At 52.3% G+C, this 17,165-nt stretch carries 12 protein-coding genes; 11 read left to right on the forward strand and 1 reads right to left on the reverse strand.

Going from position 1 to position 17,165, the window contains the following annotated elements; all coding sequences use genetic code 11:
- Positions 1–14: 14 nt before the first annotated feature.
- The 11 genes from KIS77_23135 (at position 15) to KIS77_23185 (ending at position 15,191) form a co-directional block, all read left to right on the forward strand.
- Positions 15–1,391, forward strand: coding sequence for a metal-dependent hydrolase (locus KIS77_23135; GenBank protein MCW5925231.1), 1,377 nt, complete (start codon positions 15–17; stop codon positions 1,389–1,391).
- Between the two features lie 493 nt (positions 1,392–1,884).
- Positions 1,885–3,513 carry an AAA family ATPase gene (locus KIS77_23140; GenBank protein ID MCW5925232.1) on the forward strand — a complete coding sequence of 543 codons (1,629 nt, stop codon included), beginning with the start codon at positions 1,885–1,887 and terminating at the stop codon, positions 3,511–3,513.
- A gap of 251 nt (positions 3,514–3,764) precedes the next feature.
- On the forward strand, positions 3,765–4,175 hold the full coding sequence (locus KIS77_23145) for a hypothetical protein (GenBank protein ID MCW5925233.1): 411 nt from the start codon (positions 3,765–3,767) through the stop codon (positions 4,173–4,175).
- 18 nt (positions 4,176–4,193) lie between these two features.
- Positions 4,194–4,469 carry a hypothetical protein gene (locus tag KIS77_23150; GenBank protein MCW5925234.1) on the forward strand — a complete coding sequence of 92 codons (276 nt, stop codon included), beginning with the start codon at positions 4,194–4,196 and terminating at the stop codon, positions 4,467–4,469.
- A 2-nt stretch (positions 4,470–4,471) separates the two neighbouring features.
- Positions 4,472–5,314, forward strand: a complete 843-nt coding sequence (locus KIS77_23155; protein ID MCW5925235.1) for a hypothetical protein — start codon at positions 4,472–4,474, stop codon at positions 5,312–5,314.
- A gap of 925 nt (positions 5,315–6,239) precedes the next feature.
- Complete coding sequence (locus KIS77_23160) at positions 6,240–7,694, forward strand: replication initiation protein (protein MCW5925236.1); 1,455 nt, start codon at positions 6,240–6,242, stop codon at positions 7,692–7,694.
- A 113-nt stretch (positions 7,695–7,807) separates the two neighbouring features.
- The gene (locus KIS77_23165; GenBank protein ID MCW5925237.1) at positions 7,808–9,103 is read left to right on the forward strand and encodes an ATP-binding protein; all 1,296 of its coding nucleotides are present in this window, start codon (positions 7,808–7,810) and stop codon (positions 9,101–9,103) included.
- Positions 9,096–10,217, forward strand: coding sequence for an RloB domain-containing protein (locus KIS77_23170; protein MCW5925238.1), 1,122 nt, complete (start codon positions 9,096–9,098; stop codon positions 10,215–10,217). The genes KIS77_23165 and KIS77_23170 overlap by 8 nt, the downstream gene beginning before the upstream one ends.
- 200 nt (positions 10,218–10,417) lie before the next feature.
- A complete protein-coding gene (locus tag KIS77_23175; protein MCW5925239.1) occupies positions 10,418–12,598 on the forward strand; it encodes a restriction endonuclease subunit M in 2,181 nt (726 codons plus the stop codon).
- 8 nt (positions 12,599–12,606) lie between these two features.
- Entirely contained in the window at positions 12,607–13,977 is a 1,371-nt protein-coding gene (locus KIS77_23180) for a restriction endonuclease subunit S (protein ID MCW5925240.1), read from the forward strand.
- Between the two features lie 17 nt (positions 13,978–13,994).
- Entirely contained in the window at positions 13,995–15,191 is a 1,197-nt protein-coding gene (locus KIS77_23185) for an Abi family protein (protein MCW5925241.1), read from the forward strand.
- A gap of 268 nt (positions 15,192–15,459) precedes the next feature.
- On the opposite strand, the gene KIS77_23190 is transcribed toward KIS77_23185, so the two are convergent.
- Positions 15,460–17,157 (reverse strand): nucleotidyltransferase, encoded by a 1,698-nt coding sequence (locus KIS77_23190; GenBank protein MCW5925242.1) that lies wholly within the window; start codon positions 17,155–17,157, stop codon positions 15,460–15,462.
- Between the last annotated feature and the right edge of the window lie 8 nt (positions 17,158–17,165).

Consider the following 17,165-nt stretch of genomic DNA (forward strand, 5'->3'; position numbering starts at 1 on the left):
GAAAATTCTGTTCCATGACGCTCCCCAACCACATTGTCGGCGGCGCCGTGTTCACCGGCGTTTTTGGGGCCACCATCAGCGGTATCAACCTGCTGGCTTCCCCCTGGTACATCGCGGTAACGCTTGCGGCAGCCGTCTTGCCCGACGTGGACAATACTTCCAGCCCGGTGGGCCGGGTAGTAGGGCCGCTTTCTTATTGGCTCAACCGACACTACGGTCATCGAACACTCACCCACTCGGTCGCGGCGCTCATCGTGCTCACCTTGATTTTCGCCTTTGCCGAACGAGCCGTTTCCGGGCATACCAGCCTCACCTGGTTCTTTTTCTGGGGTTATCTGAGCCACATTATCCTCGATATGTGTACCGTCAACGGGGTCAAACTGTTTTATCCCTTTCACAAATCGGCCTGCGTCATCCCCGGCGATCCGCGCTACCGTTTCGAGACCGGCAACATCCGCCATGAAACCGTTTTTTTCTGCGTAGCCATTTTGTGCGGCGTGTTTCTCGTTCCACTTTTCAAAAACGGATTCTGGACTTCTTACAACCGACTGTTCGGCACCATCAAGCACGTTTCCAGCGAGTTCCACAAGTCCGACGATATGCTCGAAGTCGAGTATTGGTACCGCACCGGCACCGAGCAGCGGCACGGCAAGGGCTTTTGTCTCGAAGCCACCCATTCCCGCATTCTGTTGATGGATGCGGGCAAGTTTCACCACATCAACGAGGCGGAAGTGGAAGTGCAGCGGGTCGTACCGATGCACACCGGGCGACATTTCGCTTTCAAAGACACGGCTTTTGTCAGCGTCAGCGCCGACAGCCTCAACCGCCTGTTGCTGGGCAAAAAACTGATGAGCGTGGAAATCCATTCCAACGTTCAGTTTGAAGCGGCGGGCGGCATCACGCCCGAAATCGGCTATCACTTCAAAGACGACTATCTTGATGCGCTCCGTGTGCGCCCCATAGACAACGATTATGGGGAAAACAGCGCCAATGGGTTGTCAAGCGTTCGTTTTCAAAGCAGCCCGCGTATTCATACGCTGAACCGCCGGATTGCCATGTTGCAATACCAATACGAAGAAAGGGCAGGGGAGTACCGCGAGGCGCAGCGCCGCATCCGCGAACTGCGCAGACAAGGAGAGGCCATCGGCACTTCGGATGTGGCTCGATACGAACGCATCCGCCGCGAGATGCAGGAGTGGGAAAAGGTGAAAAACCCCGACGACCCTGCCGGAGAAATTGAAATACTCCGCGCGGAAATCCGGGAAATCCAAGCCGACGATACCAACCGTTACAGGGAAAAATCCGTAGAATGGGAGAGAAAGCAAGGTGACAAACAACCCGAGATTCCGGTCTTCACCGGCTACTTGCGTTTCGTCGTTTTGTCCGACTGACACGGCAACAGGTAGCGTTCACGAATTGAAAAGACAGTTTTGCCCAATATCAACACCAATTTTAACAACTCAATCGTTTGGCTGTCAATATTTTTGTAAAACAAAACCCCTCGAAACTGGAAAGGCCAACGCACCCGTTAGCGCGTCAACCTTTCCTCGCTGTACCGTGATACAGTACAACTATTTGCAAAGCAAAGATACGGGCATTATTTCCGTACTTGTCTATCAAATGTTGGCCGCAAGTCAGCGGCGCGCGCACCACTGTTGGAAACAAAAACAATAAAGGGGAACGGTAGCCTACCGTCCCCCCCTCACACACAGGAGATATTCGCATATCCCGCTGCATGCAAAAAAGCCACCGCAAAAATACGGGATAGCGGATAAACCTGCTGTTATTTTTCGCCATAAGGCCCGGTGGGAGCCTCTGACTGCGGATTTAGCCCGTCGTAACGACGGCATGGTTATGCTTTTCTAACCGCTAAATCTATTCATCATGGCAAAGCAGCAACGCAGTCAGCCTGCCAAACCGCATCCCGGCGCCCCACGCGGATTCGAGCAGTTGCTCGAATCCTTCGGCCTCGACGAGAAAAAACGCCTTCAAGTCCTTCGAGCCATCCGCAAAGAAGGCGAAAATCTTTCCGCTTACGTTTTTGGCAAATTACCCCCGCAAGACCTGCCCGCCGAGGAAGCGGTGTTAGGCGCTTTGATGCTCGAACGCGATGCCTTTGGCCGGATCCGGCACATCTGCACGGAAGAAACCTTTTACCTCGAAGCGCACCAGATTGTTTTCCGCGCCATTCACAACCTCCACGAACAAGGCGCGCCTATTGACTTGCTGACGGTGACTGACTGGCTTAGGAAAAACAAATTGGAGAATACTGTCGGCGGCTCGTATCGCCTGGTCGAAATGACAGGCCGGGTTGCCAGTACCGCGCATCTCGAATACCATGTGCGGATGCTCTATCAGTTGCAGAAAATACGAGAGCTGATCCGCCGCTGCTCGGAGACCATCCGCCGTGCCTACGAATTAGAGGACGTGTTCGACCTCTATGACCAAATGCACCTCGGCACCAAGTTGGTCAATCCGACCGCTTTGCTGCGCATCCGCAGCATGACCGAAGTTGTGGTAAAGGGCGCACAGGCCAAACCACGCCGCCACCTCATGGGCAGCCTGCTGCGCGAGTCCGACGTGTGTTTCATCTTTGGTGATGAAGGATGCAGCAAATCCATCCTCGCTTTCCAGATTGGCGATGCCGTGGCCGCGGGTCGCTCGGCCTTTGTCGGGCCGGAATTTTACAACGAATGCACAGAGGGCAAAAAGACCATCATCCTCGACTTTGAGTTGGATGATGAAGACGTGGCCGACCGGTATAGCGAAGAAGTGGAGGCCGAATTTTCAAAAGAGCGCACAAAGGCTTTCCACCGGTTCAGCGACAATTTTTTCCGCGCCGACATCAACCCCGAGTGCGAAGACCTCAAAGACCTCGACCTGAAAATCATGCGGCAGATTGAAACGCTGGTCGAGTTCGAGCACCCCGAATTGCTCATCATTGACAACCTCTCCTGGCTCGTCTCCGAATCGCACGACCCCGGCATCGCCACTGCCTTCGTCCGCAAACTGATGACCATCAGCCGCCGCTATGCCGTTTCGGTCTTGGTTGTGGCCCACACCCCCAAGCGCAACACCGCCGAGCCGCTCGAAGCCCGCCACCTGGCCGGCGCCAAGGCTCTGTCCAATTTCGCCACCAACGTCATTGGTATTGGCATTTCCAAACTCGACTCGCACAAACGCTACATCAAGCACATCAAAAACCGCAAAGGCATCAAAGTCTTCACTGAGGAAAATGTCGCCACTTTCACCGTGGCCAAGTCCGGCCCCAACCTGATTTGGGAATATGACGGCACCACCGTCGAATCTATCCACCTGTCCATCACCGACCGCGAAGAATTCGAACGCGATATGCTCGAACGCTGCATGGACCTCCTGCGACAAGGCTACTCTTACCGCCGCATCGCCGAAAAAACCGGGCACGTTTGGTCGCACGAAAAAATCCGCCAGAAGACCAACCTGCGGGAAGCCGAGGAACGCGCCCAGCAGGATCGCCTCTCCGATCAAAATTGACAGCATAAGCCAGGCGCCTGCTGCATTTGACACCGGAGTTGTGTCGCCAATCCCTTGACAGTTTTTGACAGTCGTATTTGAATTAAATATTTGTAAATCAGCGTGTTGAACAAGTTTGACAAGTCTTGACACCCCAAATTCTTGACAGTAGAAAAATAAATACACTTTCTTTTTTCTCTGTCAAAACCGTCAAATCTGTCAAGAGTGTCAAAAATGCCAAGTCTTGTCAACAAGCCCAAACCTGTTCAGCCATGACTAAAAATCCCACCGTCCGACCCGAACACCTCGCCGAGGTATTCACCGAAATCCGGATGCGCAAAGACGTCTATCCCCGTCGCATCGCCGAACGCCTGATGACCCCGAAAAGTGCCGAAAACAAAATCGCCCTGATGACCCAGGTACACGAGGTGCTGATGTGGCTGCACGAAAACAAAAAGCCTGCCGACTCCCCGTATCCGCCCGGCATCTGCGGCCTCTCTGCCCATATCAAGGAACTGAAAACCGAACTCAACTGGCGCGACCGGGTGTACAACCGGAAAGTCTTGCTCGGTCAGATGAAACCGGAAGAACGCGACCTGAAAATCCGCCTGATGGAAGAAGTAAAAGCCATGTTGGAACAAATGCAAGCCCACAACCTGGCGGTACAAACTTCACTTTTCTAATTATACAATTAGGTAATTATGGAATTCACCGTGCTCGACACCTTCATCGTCAACGCCGTCGCGGAACGGAGTTTCACCAATCCCAAGTATCCCCATTTCGTGCAAACGGCGCAGTCGCTCAATGCCCGTTTCGGCAGCCTGTCGGCCATCCCCGGCTATTCGGAGCTTGCCGCCATCACCGCGCCGCACATCCGCCGCATACAAACGCAAGGCGTATCTGCCGAAGAAAGCGGCCTGGCCGCCGGTTTCATCGTCGGCGCCGTCAACCTGTTCCTTCAACGAAACAAACTCTGACTATGAAAACGACCCTTGTTTTGCTCGCAGCGGTATCAATATTGACCATCGGCTGCAAATCCGCCCGCGTAGGGTGGGGGAGGGGCGATTCCGCCCGCCTACCCGACTGGCTTCAACAATTCCATCGCGCCGTCCCTTTCAGCGATTCCGTCGGCTGGGAAGCCCAGGCATACCGCCTGCCCGAACCTTACGAATTGTCAGCCCGCAGACTCACGCGCCGAACCGCCATCCGCCGGTCGGCACAAATTCGCATCGAGCGATACTTGGAGCTGGACAATCTGCTCGTCCACGCCGGCACCTACCGAACCTCACGCGATGGAGGTCCCTTCACCGTCCCCGTTTCCTTCGAGTGTCGCCATTGGTTCGTCGTCACAGGCAACGGCCAACTCGCCGTCCAGCGCCTCGACTTCTACGACCGCCAATCGGCTCACCTACAACTGATTTTCCGCCGCGGCGATCCCGTCGCCGACATTCCCGACTTTGCGCTCGCCCGGCCACCCGCGCCAGACGATCACACGATGCTGCAAACCTTCGCCATCGCGCCAAAGCCGTTTTTCTACCGGCAGATACTGCCCGACACCCTGTTTCAGGGTCGGCAGGTGAGCATTGAGCATTACTGGCACTGCAAAGACCGGCTTCTGCACCTCGGCACGGAGCAGCACATTGTCGGCAACCAAAAATGCTTTCTGATTCAAATGGGCGGCGAGCACTGGTTTCGAGTGACGGAGCGGGAGAAAACCACGATCTTCCGCTACATCCTCGACGAAACCCAACCCAGCCTCTGGCAACTTCGCCGCTTCGACGGCGAACCGTTGTGGCCTCCCGTCGCTACGACGCGGCAGTAGGCCCTGTACGGCGAAACTGATGTTTCGCCCACGTCTTTCCAATCCTTCAACATCCTATCCATCCCGATTCAACCTTTTTCTGGTGGGGGGCTGCGCGCAATTTGGGGGGAGACAAAACAAAAAAACAATTAATTCAAAAAGAAAACATCACCACCACAATTCGTTTTAAAAATTTGATGTTGTAATTTTTTAAGTCTTTTAATATTTTTAGGTGACGGCAATCGCTTGAAAATCAATGTTTTACAAGGGCAACTCTAACTACTTTGGAACAAACCATAACTCTTTTGGATGCAAGGCTAACCTTTTTGGGACTTTTTCTAACCGAATTGGGACAATGCTATAACTCTTTTGGGAGCAAGTGTAACTGAATTGCTTCGAGTCTGATGCAATGCCTAAAAACGGGCGTTTGCGCCAAATATCTGATGCTCGTAGGTTTTTTGCCCTCTGCGATTCACGGCTCGATGCGCTGTTATTCCCCCTGAATTGAATGTAGCCCTCAATCTTTATGCATAACTATAACCGTTTTGTAAGAAAAACTATAACCAATTTGGGAATTAACTATAACTTTTTTGGAATGATCAGAACGCGCCATTTTTAAAAGTAACTAATTTGGAACGTAAATATGCCGTAGTATAACTCTTTTGGAACAAATTGCCGATGAAACTCGTCTAAGTATAACCTTATTGGGACAAAAAATAGCGGCCAGACAGCCAGACATAACCACTTTGGAGTGAATTTCCGATCTACCGGCTTCATTTAGCCCCTTATTGTAACTCCTTTGGAAGAAATCGCCGAAAAAATGGCTGTTGTCCCTCCAAATATAACTACATTGGAAAAAAAGTATCTCCCAATGTAGTTACATATTGCGCCAAACCAGTACGTTAGCTGCCGCTATCCGGGCAAGCATTCCAAAACGGGTATAGTTATGGCCAAATACACCAGGAAAAATCAGGGCATTGTCGTAATCAAAAAGTCCAACCAGTTGATCGAGGCGCGGTATAAATTCGACGTGTGGGAAACCCGCATCTTCCTCTCCGTGCTCTCCAACATCAAACGTGACGACGAAGATTTTAAAGTGTACCGCATCTGGTATCGAGAGGTCATTAAGTCTTTCGGTCTTCGTTCCGGCCAGTCCTACGCCTTCCTGCGCGATGCCGCGCGCAGCCTTATCCGCAAGGTGTTCAACATCAGCAACGAGGACAACGGATTCCAGCGTGAGACCGAATATCACATCATCCGCAGCATCAACTATCTCACCGAAGGCGAGCAGGGCCGCAGCGGCACCGAGTCCCAGGAGTACATAGACATCACCATTGACCCCGACATGAAGCCCCTGTTATTGCAACTCAAAAGCAACTTCACGGCCTACGACTTGCGCAACATCGTCAAACTCGGCGCCTACCCCGTCCGCGTGTACGAATTGTTGAAACAATACGAAAGCATCGGCGAACGCACCCTCGAATTTGAAGAAATGAAGCGAATGTTCGAACTCACCACCGAGTACCCGCACTTCGCCAACTTCTACCAAAAAATCATCCAGCCCGCCATAGAGGACATCAACCTGCACACTGACCTCAGTGTCTCTGAAATCATTCGGGAAAAACAGGGAAAAAAGGTAGTGGCGCTCCGATTCCGTTTCCACCGCAAAAGCGACGATGAGCTGCGCCGGATGCGCGGCGAAGAGCCGAAAGCGGCCATACTCCCGCAATTGCCGTTTCCCGATTTCTCCAACAACCCTGCCGCCATCGCCGCCGAGGCATCCGAACCTTCATCGGTAGACCTGATTTTTACAAAATACCAGGAGGAAGTAGTACAGGGCTTCGGGGTCACCCCGACTGCTTTCCTGTCCCTGCTCACCTCGGCAACGGATGAACAAGTCGCCCAGGCCGTCCGTGTCACCCGCCGCGCCAAAAACGCCCAGCAATTGAAAAATGTGGCAGGCTTCTTCATCGAAGCCTTGCGCAGCGGCTACACCGATGAGCAGGAGGAAACCGGCAAAAAGAAACGAAGCGATGCCGAAAAGTCGGCCAAGAAACTACAAGAATTCCTCGAACAACTCGCCGACCTCGAAGCCGACCGCCGCGCCGCGGCCAACGAAGTCATCCGCGAACTGACCAACGCCGACGCTTTCCTCGCCGGCGAGGCTGTCAGCAAAATCATGGCCAACGCCCCCGTCCGCCAGTCGCTCGAAGCTCAAACCGGCCTCACCCTCGATGCCGAGCTCCCGATGGACACCTGGCGCGAAAACAAACCTATGCGCCATGCCGTCATCCACCAGATCGAAGCCATGAAGCCCGAGGCTTTTAAGGAAGTCAAGGCAAAGTACGACGGCCCGCTGCTGAAATTGCGGCAGGCGGTGGAGGCGTTGCAGAGAGGGTAGGGTGGGGGAGTAGACAAAGAATTTTTTACAAAAAATAATTTAATAAGAATATGAATAATCCAAATTTGGCGTAATTTTGGGAATAATTTTCAAAAATAAACAGAATCGGGAAAATGGTACTCGAATTTGCAGTAGAAAATTTTCGCTCCATCAAAAATCGCCAGGTTTTCTCTTTGATCGCGGAATCTTCCAAAATCAAGGGCGAAAATGTTTTTGAAGTTAGTCTCCCGAATGGCGGTTCTGTCCGTCTGTTGAAAACTGCCCTGATTTATGGTGCCAACGCTTCGGGAAAAAGCAACTTCATTAAGGCCCTGGGTAACTTGATTCAAATGATAAGCCGCCGGATTTCCGGCGCCGGCCGTCCCATAAGAAGCTACAATCCTTTTCTCTTCTCCACAAATACAGTCGCCGAGCCGACCGTTTTTGAACTGACATTTGTATTTGAGGAAGTGAAGTATCGGTACAAAGTCGCTTTCAACCTTACACAGATTTTAGAAGAAGAATTGGTTTTTTCACCGAAAGGCCAAACCCAACGCATTTTCGAGCGTCACGGTGGGCCGCAAGATTTGTTGCATAAAATAAAACTGGGAAAAAACTTCGGCAACAAAGAAATTGAAGTATTCAATAATCAGTTGGCGCTGAACAAATTCGGCACTGATACGCCCCATGAGTTGCTGACCAAGGTATATGTATATTTTAATTCCATTGATGTCAGCAATGCGGTGCGAGGAGCTTCCAACAATATGCAGGTGCGCCAGGTTTCTCAGACCCTCTCCGAATCCGACCATCAGCCAATATTAAAAAGGCTGGAAAAACTAATCAGGGTGGCCGATACAAAAATTGATAGTCTTGAACTTTTGCAGTCGGAGGAGCGGGAACGGCTCGTTGGAAGAAATGGAGAAACAGTACGTAAAACGCTGGGAAGCACCCGCTTGAACACCATGGTCTATGGCGTCCATAAAGTATATGACGCCGGTCAAGAAGTTGGAGATGAAAGGCTGCCCTTTGATGAAGAATCGGAAGGCACAAGAGCGCTTTTTTGGCGTGGCGGGCTTATTCTTGAAAAACTGGAACAAGGTGGTGTCCTGGTGTTCGACGAACTCGACAACAGTCTCCACCCGAAATTGGTAAAATTCCTCGTGCAACTTTTCTCCAATTCGCGTTCCAACCCCAATCATGCACAACTGATTTTTGCTACGCACGAGGTTACCCTGTTGGATCGGGATATGTTCCGAACCGACCAGATTTGGTTTACCGAAAAAAATCAATACGGAGAGACCGAATTATTCTCCGCCCAGGATTTCGACGGTGTGCGGGAGGATGTGCCATTTGACAAATGGTACATGGCTGGAAAATTCGGTGGGTTGCCTAAAATCGAAGACATCGAATCCATTTTCAACCATGAGTAGAAAAGCCCGCACGCTTCGAAGGAATATGCTCGTCGTCTGTGAAGGCTCGGTGACCGAACCGGAATATTTTGCCGTGTTGAGAAGGATAGCCCTTGAAAATGAGGTGTGGGAGGAAATAGAAATACGGCCAAAACCCCGTAGCGATGTGGAACAAGAAGATACAACGCCTCCGCACAAATCGCCGCGACAAAAACGGCAGTTGAAAGTAGTACCACTTCCCGAAGAAGCCGACGAAATTGAGCGACAATACACTTGGAGACAGACCCCGGCCAATTTTGTAAAAGAAGCCCGTGACGGGCTTAAAGATGATACTTTTGAAGAAGCATGGGCTGTTTTTGACCGGAACGGCCACCCCGCTCATGGTCACGCTTTCAGTCTTGCCCGCGAGCCGGTCAATGGCAAAACAGTCAATATTGCTTTTTCCAGTATCGCCTTTGAGCATTGGATACTACTGCATTTTGAGCGAAATGCTACTGAATTTGTCAAATCGGAATGTAAAGACCAGGAGGGGCACTATTTAGAATGTGGCTCAGGTCTCCATGCCGACGATTGCTGGGGCGTTCGCTGTGTGTCAGGGTACTTACGGGTTAACCAGTACCTGACGGGCTCCACAAAAATCCGCAATGATGATTTTCAAGATTTTTTCAACCGCTTGGTCGAAGCTGAATATCGGGAAAAAGCGTACGAAAATGCCGCATGGCTTCGGTACACCGTACCGCACAACGAGATTGAACCTTATCTGAGCAACCCATACACCAATGTGGATGCCTTGGTCAAACGGCTGCTTGGCGAAGATCACCAAACAATTGATTGGGCCAATCTGGGTCAAACAATTGAGTGGCAATCACTTCAAATTCAAGTTGATGCAGAGAACGATTCTTTTAAACTGACGATTGAGAATATGGGACCTGTAACCAGATTGCTCAATGGGTATGATATTGGGGTTTTCTCAAAAAGAAATGCGCAGACAGAAGAATGGCGACCCGTCGAAACAACAAACGGGGTAATCAATGCGGGGGCAACCAAAAGTTATTATCTCGAACCTGCCGACGGTTTTCAGGACACCATCCTCGAAATCAAAACAGGCAACCATCGGCTGCTGTTCGAGATATGAGTCGAGTCCAAATTCAAATAAAATGAAAAGTGACGCACTTCTAAAATTCATTAGCGGCGGCGAAACCAATATACAGGGCGGCGAAGAAATGCCCGTGCCCTTCACTTGGCCGACGGTGACTGCCTCAATGTGGCCGGTATAACTCAACGTTCACATAAACCGAGCACCACAATACATCCAAATACGACACCTACCTGCCCATGTCCGACATCCTCACCCTTGGCGAACAACACGGTCTTATCCGTTTCAACGACGACCGTTCCCGCATTACTTATCTGCTGCCCGACCCGAAAACCTATGGCTTCAAAGACCCGGAGGAACTTGTCCGCGCTGAAACATTTGTAGAGCTGATTTTGGACTACAAGTATCCGGTCAGCCGGGTCCGTTTGGAGGTACAAGTGCCGCGCCGAACGCCCAACGACTGGGCCGACATCGTCATCTTCGACGACGACGATTGCAAAACCCCGCACATCGTGGTAGAATGCAAAAAGCAAGCGGTCTCGGATGCCGAGTTTGTGCAGGCCATCGAACAGGGATTTGGCAACGCCAATTCGCTCAATGCGCCTTTCCTGCTGGTCACCAGCGGCCTGAAATCCATCGCCTACAACGTGCGCGATTTCGCGCCCCTCGAACGCGAGGCCAACATCATCGCCCGCCTGCCCTTCTATGGCGAAAAAGGCAAGACCAAAGCCAAATACTACAAGGGCGGCATGGACGAGCACGGGGCCAAGGCCTTCGACCTCGAAGAAGTGGAGCAATCCGAACTCACCCGCATTTTCCAGCAGGCGCACCAATCCCTTTGGGCGGGCGGCAAACGCAACCCCTCGGAGGCTTTCGACGAGTTTGACAAAGTGATTTTTTGCAAACTCTGGGACGAAGAGCAGGCCAAATACCGCAAACCCGGCACCCCCTACGACTTCCAAGAGTTCACGGGCGAGAGCGCCGACACGCTCTACCAGCGCATCATGAAAGTGTACGAGGAAGGCCGCCGCGAAGACCCCGAAGTGTTCAAAGAAGCCATCCGGCTCAGCCCGCCCGAACTCAAAACCATCGTCGGCTACCTCTCCCGCGTCAATATGCTCGCCACCGACCTCGACAGCAAAGGCCGGGCCTTCGAGACTTTCATGACCGACTTCTTCCGGGGCGACTTCGGCCAGTACTTCACCCCGCGCCCGGTCGTGGATTTCATCGTGCAAGTGCTGCCCATCGAAAACCGCCACATGGTGCTCGACACCAGTTGCGGCTCCGGGGGCTTCCTGCTCTATGTCCTCAACAAAATGCGCGAAACCGCCAAAAAACTCCGCGCCGGAGGCGCCATCGCTTCCGATACCATCGAAAAAGACTACTGGCACAACTTTGCCAAAACCAAACTCTATGGCATCGAAATCTCCGAAGGCATCGCCCGCACCGCCAAAATGAACATGAAAATACACGACGACGGCCACACCAACGTCATCGCGTTCGACGGACTGGCGCCCGACTCGGAGATGCAAAAAATAAACGACCGGTTCCGCTTCGGCGCCTTCGATTTCATCCTCACCAACCCGCCTTTCGGCTCGGTGGTGAAACAGGCCGAACAAGCCTACCTCAAAAACTACGGCCTCGGATTCCGCGCCGTCAACTGGATTGACAGCCGCCTCAAAGGCAGCCACCTGCGCAGCCCCCGCGAAACCCAAAGCACCGAGGTACTCTTCATCGAGCAGTGCCACAACTTCCTGCGGCCCGGCGGTATGCTCGCCATCGTGGTGCCCGACGGCGTGCTCACCAACAGCAGCCAGCAGGAAGTGCGCGACTGGATAGAAGAGCATTACCGCCTCGTGGCCGTCGTCTCGCTGCCTCAAACCACCTTCACCCACACCGGCGCGGGCGTGAAAAGCAGCGTCCTTTTCCTCCAAAAACTATCCGCAGAGCAGACCGAAACCATCAAAGCCCTCAAAGACCGCCTGGCCGACAGCATCTGGGCGCGGCCCGAGGCCGAGGCCGCCTGGCGCGCCCTCGAAGCCGAAAAAGACGCTGAACTAAACGCCGGCACAGGTCTCGAAACCTACCTCGACCTGCCCGCGCCTTACGCCCAACTGCCCAAACCCCAACAGCGCGAAATCCAAAAATCCGAGGGCTACAAACAGTGGAAGGCAGACCTCAACGCCCGCTATCGCGACCGCCTCGACGACCTGCGCGACACCCTCGACGACACCCGCCGCCGCGAACTCGGCGCCCAAATCCACGACTACCGCGTGTTCATGGCCATCGCCGAAAACATCGGCTACGACGCCACCGGCCGTGCCGCGGGCCGCAACGAACTCGACGACATCGCCCCCCAATTGGCCGAATACATCCGGCACATCCACGCCAACAGCCGCGATGCCGCTTTTTTCGCATAAGCCCCGGTTTGGACGAAAACAAGGTGTTTTTGTTAAATCGGGGCGAAATGGAGGGGAGGTTTGACCCATTTTACTACATTCCGGAATTGCTAAAATTAGAGGAGCAAGTCAAAAATCAAACTTCGTATCGCCTTGGTGATTTTATAAATAGCATGGCCGGCGGGGCTACGCCATCTGTTCAGGAAGAAGAAAAATACTATTCAAATTCAGAAGATGGCGTTCCATTTATTCGAGTTCAAAATCTAAGTCCAACCAATCAACTGATTCTAAATGACCTGAAATTTATCAATCAGGAAACCCATCAAAGCTACCTTAAAAGAAGCCAAGTGTCAGAGAGCGACCTTCTGGTTAAAATCACAGGAGTTGGTCGTATGGCCGTTGCAAGCGTACCTCCTTTGGGATTTGAGGGAAACATCAACCAGCACATCGTCGTAATCAAAACCGACAATCGAGAAACCAGTGAAATTATAGCCTCATTTTTGAACTCTGATATTGGAGAAAAATTAGCCAGCCGTCGGGCAGTAGGTGGTACACGTCCCGCATTGGACTATGGAGGTTTGAAGTCAATCCCAATTGTTTTTAAGTCTGAGATATTGGAAGTATTCAGGGAAACTGTTGCCGCGATTAGAGAAAAAGACCGTGCCGCCGCTGCCCTGCTCTCCTCCACCGACGACTACCTGCTCTCCACCCTCGGCATCGAGTTGCCGCCGCCGGGCAAGGGTGACTTGCAGGAGCGGGTGTTTTTCCGCCAAATGTCGGAAGTGACGGGGGGAAGGATGGACCCGGAGTATTTTCACCCGGAACGGACAAAGGCAACCCAGGCCGTAATGGGAGGGAAGTATCCGGCTCAACGGCTCTACCATATCTCAGATAACAAGAGGATTATTACTACTGAAAATTTGCATCAATTACCATATATCGGTTTAGAAAACGTAGAAAGCGGAAGCGGTACTTTGGTAAAATCTGATGAAAAGAGCGATTTTGGAACGGCGCTATATTTTGAAGAAGGATGGGTTTTGTATGCAAAACTTCGCCCCTATCTTAACAAGGTTTGGTACGCTACGTTCAGAGGATATTGTTCTACTGAGTTTGTGGTTTTAAACTCCCAAGTTGTTGATAATCAATTTTTGGCCGCTTTTCTCCAATCGAAGGTAATCGTACAGCAGACTCGGCACATGATGTCCGGAAATACGCTCCCCCGATTGCAACCGGAAGATATCGACAGCCTGATGATTCCTGTTCCTCCTCGCGACGTTCAGGATGAAATCATTCGAGTGACTGACCAAAAGCGTCAGCAAGCCCTATCCCTCCAATCCGAAGGTCGGCAATTACTGGCCGAAGCCCGGCGGCAGGTGGAGCAAATCATCCTCGGTCACTAATCGCCCAGCAAGATTGTATGCACACCGTTCTGTTTACCATCCACAGCGAGGGCCTGCCGCACGAGGAGGCCCTGGGGCGCATCCTGTACAGCCTCATCGAGGCCGATCAGGACTACCCCGACACTTTTGATGAGGCCGACGTAAGGGGCTGGCTGACACGCCGTCGGGCACAGGTGTCGCCTGCGGGCAAGGTGAGCACCCAGTGGGAACTCGCTTACGGCTTCACCGAGGAAGACGGCATCGCGCCCCACGCCCTGGCCGGCACCACCGCCGATTTTTTGAAATCGGTCAGCGCGCTGCCCGGCGTGTTGCAGGTGTTGAAATACCAGGACAGCATCCAGCACGAGCGCGCCAGGCGATACTTCGAGGAGATTTTCGACATCGAAATGAACCTGCGGCAGGTGCTCAACTACATTTTGCTCTACAATGACCGCGATGAGTTGGAGCGTACCTTCCCGGATTTCAACGCCGCGACGGTACCCGGATTCGACAAAGACCATGCAAGGCAACACTTCGAGAACGAGATGTTTTATGTCCAATTCCCGGTGTACAGCCAATTCGATACGCCCGCACCATTGGCAGATGGCAAAGTGATCAGGATGCTGCTCACGGTGTCGAGTATCGAGCAGTTTTTTCAAAACCTTCGCGCCCGCCCGCTGACGACCGAGCGGCACCGGAGTTTTTTAAGTTCGATAAAAGACCTCTTGGATTCCATCGAAAAACTCAGAAATGCCATCGCGCACCATCGGGCATTTTCCAAAAGAAGCGTGGATAACTACGAACGCAGCCGCGATCAGTTGCAGCAGAAAATTGAAGATTTTTGGCGGGAAGAAGACCCGATTTCGCACTTTAAGTTGTTCAACGGGCAGTACCTGTGGGAGGAGGTGATTGCTCACGAAGTGCGCGAACTGATGCAGGGCCATAGCCTGGATGCGGGAAAAAAGGCAGTATCGGCTCCCAACCTGTCCGGTACTGACTTCACGGCATTCGAACAGCTTACCGAGTCCATCCAGTACAACCTATCCGATACATACCGGCAGTATGCGCCACCGCCCGATCCGGAAAGCGAAGATTGGCAGGCTTTTCAAGCCTTTGACCCGGCGCCCTTTGTGGAAAAGCATGTAGAAAATGCCTACCCTGATGTTTACCAGTTTTTCAGGAATCAGTCTGTTGCTGACATTGTTTCAATGCTGATTTTGGGAATCGTAAAATGATGCGGAATTCAAAGACCATTCAGATCGCTTTTTTATCTTACGGAGAGAACCCTCACTGCTTCGCCGGCCAGCCCTCCCCGCCGCGTCCCGCTATCGCGGGGGCGTCGGTCGCGCAGGCCACATCGTGGTCGCGCCAGGCGAAAAACCCTCACTTCGCTCCACCGGGGTCTGCCCCTGCGCTAACACGCAAAGGCAGACCCCGGCGCTTGACGGGTGAAAGGAAAAACGCCCCGTGGTAGGGTAGGGCCGAGGTTTTTTTCCAGGATGCTCACACGCCGCCACCTCTCCATTCCCCTGTACCCCGCCAAATCTCGTAATGGAAGAGCCATTCCGAAGCCCACGGCACGATTGTTTCAGCCAAATACATATCGGGTGTCCACTCTTTTGCCGAATGATACAGACAGAGCGAATTGTCCGGATTGAAATGCGGTAAAATCTCGCCCGGTACGTTTTTAAGAACCGGATATTTCACAAATACCTTTGGTCTGAATCCGGCGGTATAGAAAATCCTGATCCAGTACGCCCGGCTCATAGCCGTAGGTTGTATATTCACATCGCAGACAAGCGAAATTGGCCGGGAAGGGCGACGCTCCGAAAGAGCCCGAAATACAGAAGGCATATTTTCCTGCGGCAAGGTTTCATCGTAGAAAAAGGAAAGAGGATCAAGCAACTGCACCGTTGCACCTGGCAAGAACGCCCGCAATGCCTTCGCCTGCTCTTGCACTGTTAAAACTTTGACGATTGAAGGCATCGGGACTGGGGTGATTGCCGCTTTGCCTTTTGAGAATTGGTGCGGACGAACGATTGCTGGCCCAGTTGCACCCAATACCCCGCTTTGTTCCATTCTCAAACCTGTACTTTCTCGAATGACCCGCATTTCATCGCCATATTGGTTCATCACGCGCCGCATAGCCATTTCCCCAAAGATTGCGCCGCCCCGTTTAGTGAGTTCATCCCACCCGTTCAGGGTCAACAGGTATTTTAAATCCGCTTTGGCTGTTTCCAGCCATTCGTAAAAGGCTTTGGCTTTGCGAGGGTTTTTATTCCATTTGTCGGCAAAATTATCGCGAGGGTCAACCGGATTTTCAATCCGGTACTGGCCATCTTCATACTTGATAAACATTGGCATCCGGTCCAGCAGATTCATCAACGTCTCATAAATATTGCCTTCATTTTCGTAGGCATGCGCGGCCAGGGTAGTCAGAATGATGGAAATAGGCTTCAATTCCGGGTCGCCTTTATAGCGGCGGTCACGATGGCGTTTCAAGACCTGGATCGCTCGCTGCAACGGGGTTTTAATCTTGTATTCGGGGATGTCTTCCACCTTGCCGCGCATCTCTACGTTCAAAACCCGTAGCCGCATTTCATCCCAGCGCGTCTGCATCCGGCTTTTAAACCATGCGATGTATCCCTTTGGGTTGTTTCGCGGCCAATTCGGGTCTTTATTCCAGGTTTCTTTGTCAGTGATGCAAATGGCTGTTTGAGCAAGTTCGACCGGAACACTTGAATTGCGAAGGGTAAGGGCTGTTTCCAGGTCGGGAATGGCAGGCACCACGTCCATGTGGAACCGTGTGTTTTCGGCATACTCCAAAGGCCAGCATCGCCGCTTTTCGTCTCCCAACATCCGGTTGTAAACCGGGGACTCTTTAAGGCGGTCGCCCACCATTTTTTTCAGTTCCGGCTGGGTGACACGACTTTTGCTGAGGTGCAACAGACAAGTTAAATCTACATCGTATTGTTCCTCATCTGTTTCCGGCTTTATCATCGTCCCCAATGCGAATGACCCTTGCGGCGAGATGATTGGATCATACTGTGCCAGGGACGAACCCTCTTCATTGAGGAAAGCGCCAAGTTTCTCGTATCGCTCTACGGCATCCCGATACTGCGATTCAGTAAGGTCGAGTGCCTTTGCGAGGCGTTCCAAGAATCCGTCGAATTCCGCCAATTTGCGTTGATCGTAAATCATTAGAGCGT

The organism is Saprospiraceae bacterium, from assembly GCA_026129545.1.
In the GTDB taxonomy this organism is placed as follows: domain Bacteria; phylum Bacteroidota; class Bacteroidia; order Chitinophagales; family Saprospiraceae; genus M3007.

Coding starts and splice junctions, on each gene's coding strand:
- KIS77_23140 (MCW5925232.1), top strand. CDS start 1,885: ATGGCAAAGCAGCAACGCAGTCAGCCTGCCAAACCGCATCCCGGCGCC.
- KIS77_23165 (MCW5925237.1), top strand. CDS start 7,808: ATGGTACTCGAATTTGCAGTAGAAAATTTTCGCTCCATCAAAAATCGC.
- KIS77_23150 (MCW5925234.1), top strand. CDS start 4,194: ATGGAATTCACCGTGCTCGACACCTTCATCGTCAACGCCGTCGCGGAA.
- KIS77_23145 (MCW5925233.1), top strand. CDS start 3,765: ATGACTAAAAATCCCACCGTCCGACCCGAACACCTCGCCGAGGTATTC.
- KIS77_23160 (MCW5925236.1), top strand. CDS start 6,240: ATGGCCAAATACACCAGGAAAAATCAGGGCATTGTCGTAATCAAAAAG.
- KIS77_23135 (MCW5925231.1), top strand. CDS start 15: ATGACGCTCCCCAACCACATTGTCGGCGGCGCCGTGTTCACCGGCGTT.
- KIS77_23185 (MCW5925241.1), top strand. CDS start 13,995: ATGCACACCGTTCTGTTTACCATCCACAGCGAGGGCCTGCCGCACGAG.
- KIS77_23175 (MCW5925239.1), top strand. CDS start 10,418: ATGTCCGACATCCTCACCCTTGGCGAACAACACGGTCTTATCCGTTTC.
- KIS77_23170 (MCW5925238.1), top strand. CDS start 9,096: ATGAGTAGAAAAGCCCGCACGCTTCGAAGGAATATGCTCGTCGTCTGT.
- KIS77_23190 (MCW5925242.1), bottom strand. CDS start 17,157: ATGATTTACGATCAACGCAAATTGGCGGAATTCGACGGATTCTTGGAA.
- KIS77_23155 (MCW5925235.1), top strand. CDS start 4,472: ATGAAAACGACCCTTGTTTTGCTCGCAGCGGTATCAATATTGACCATC.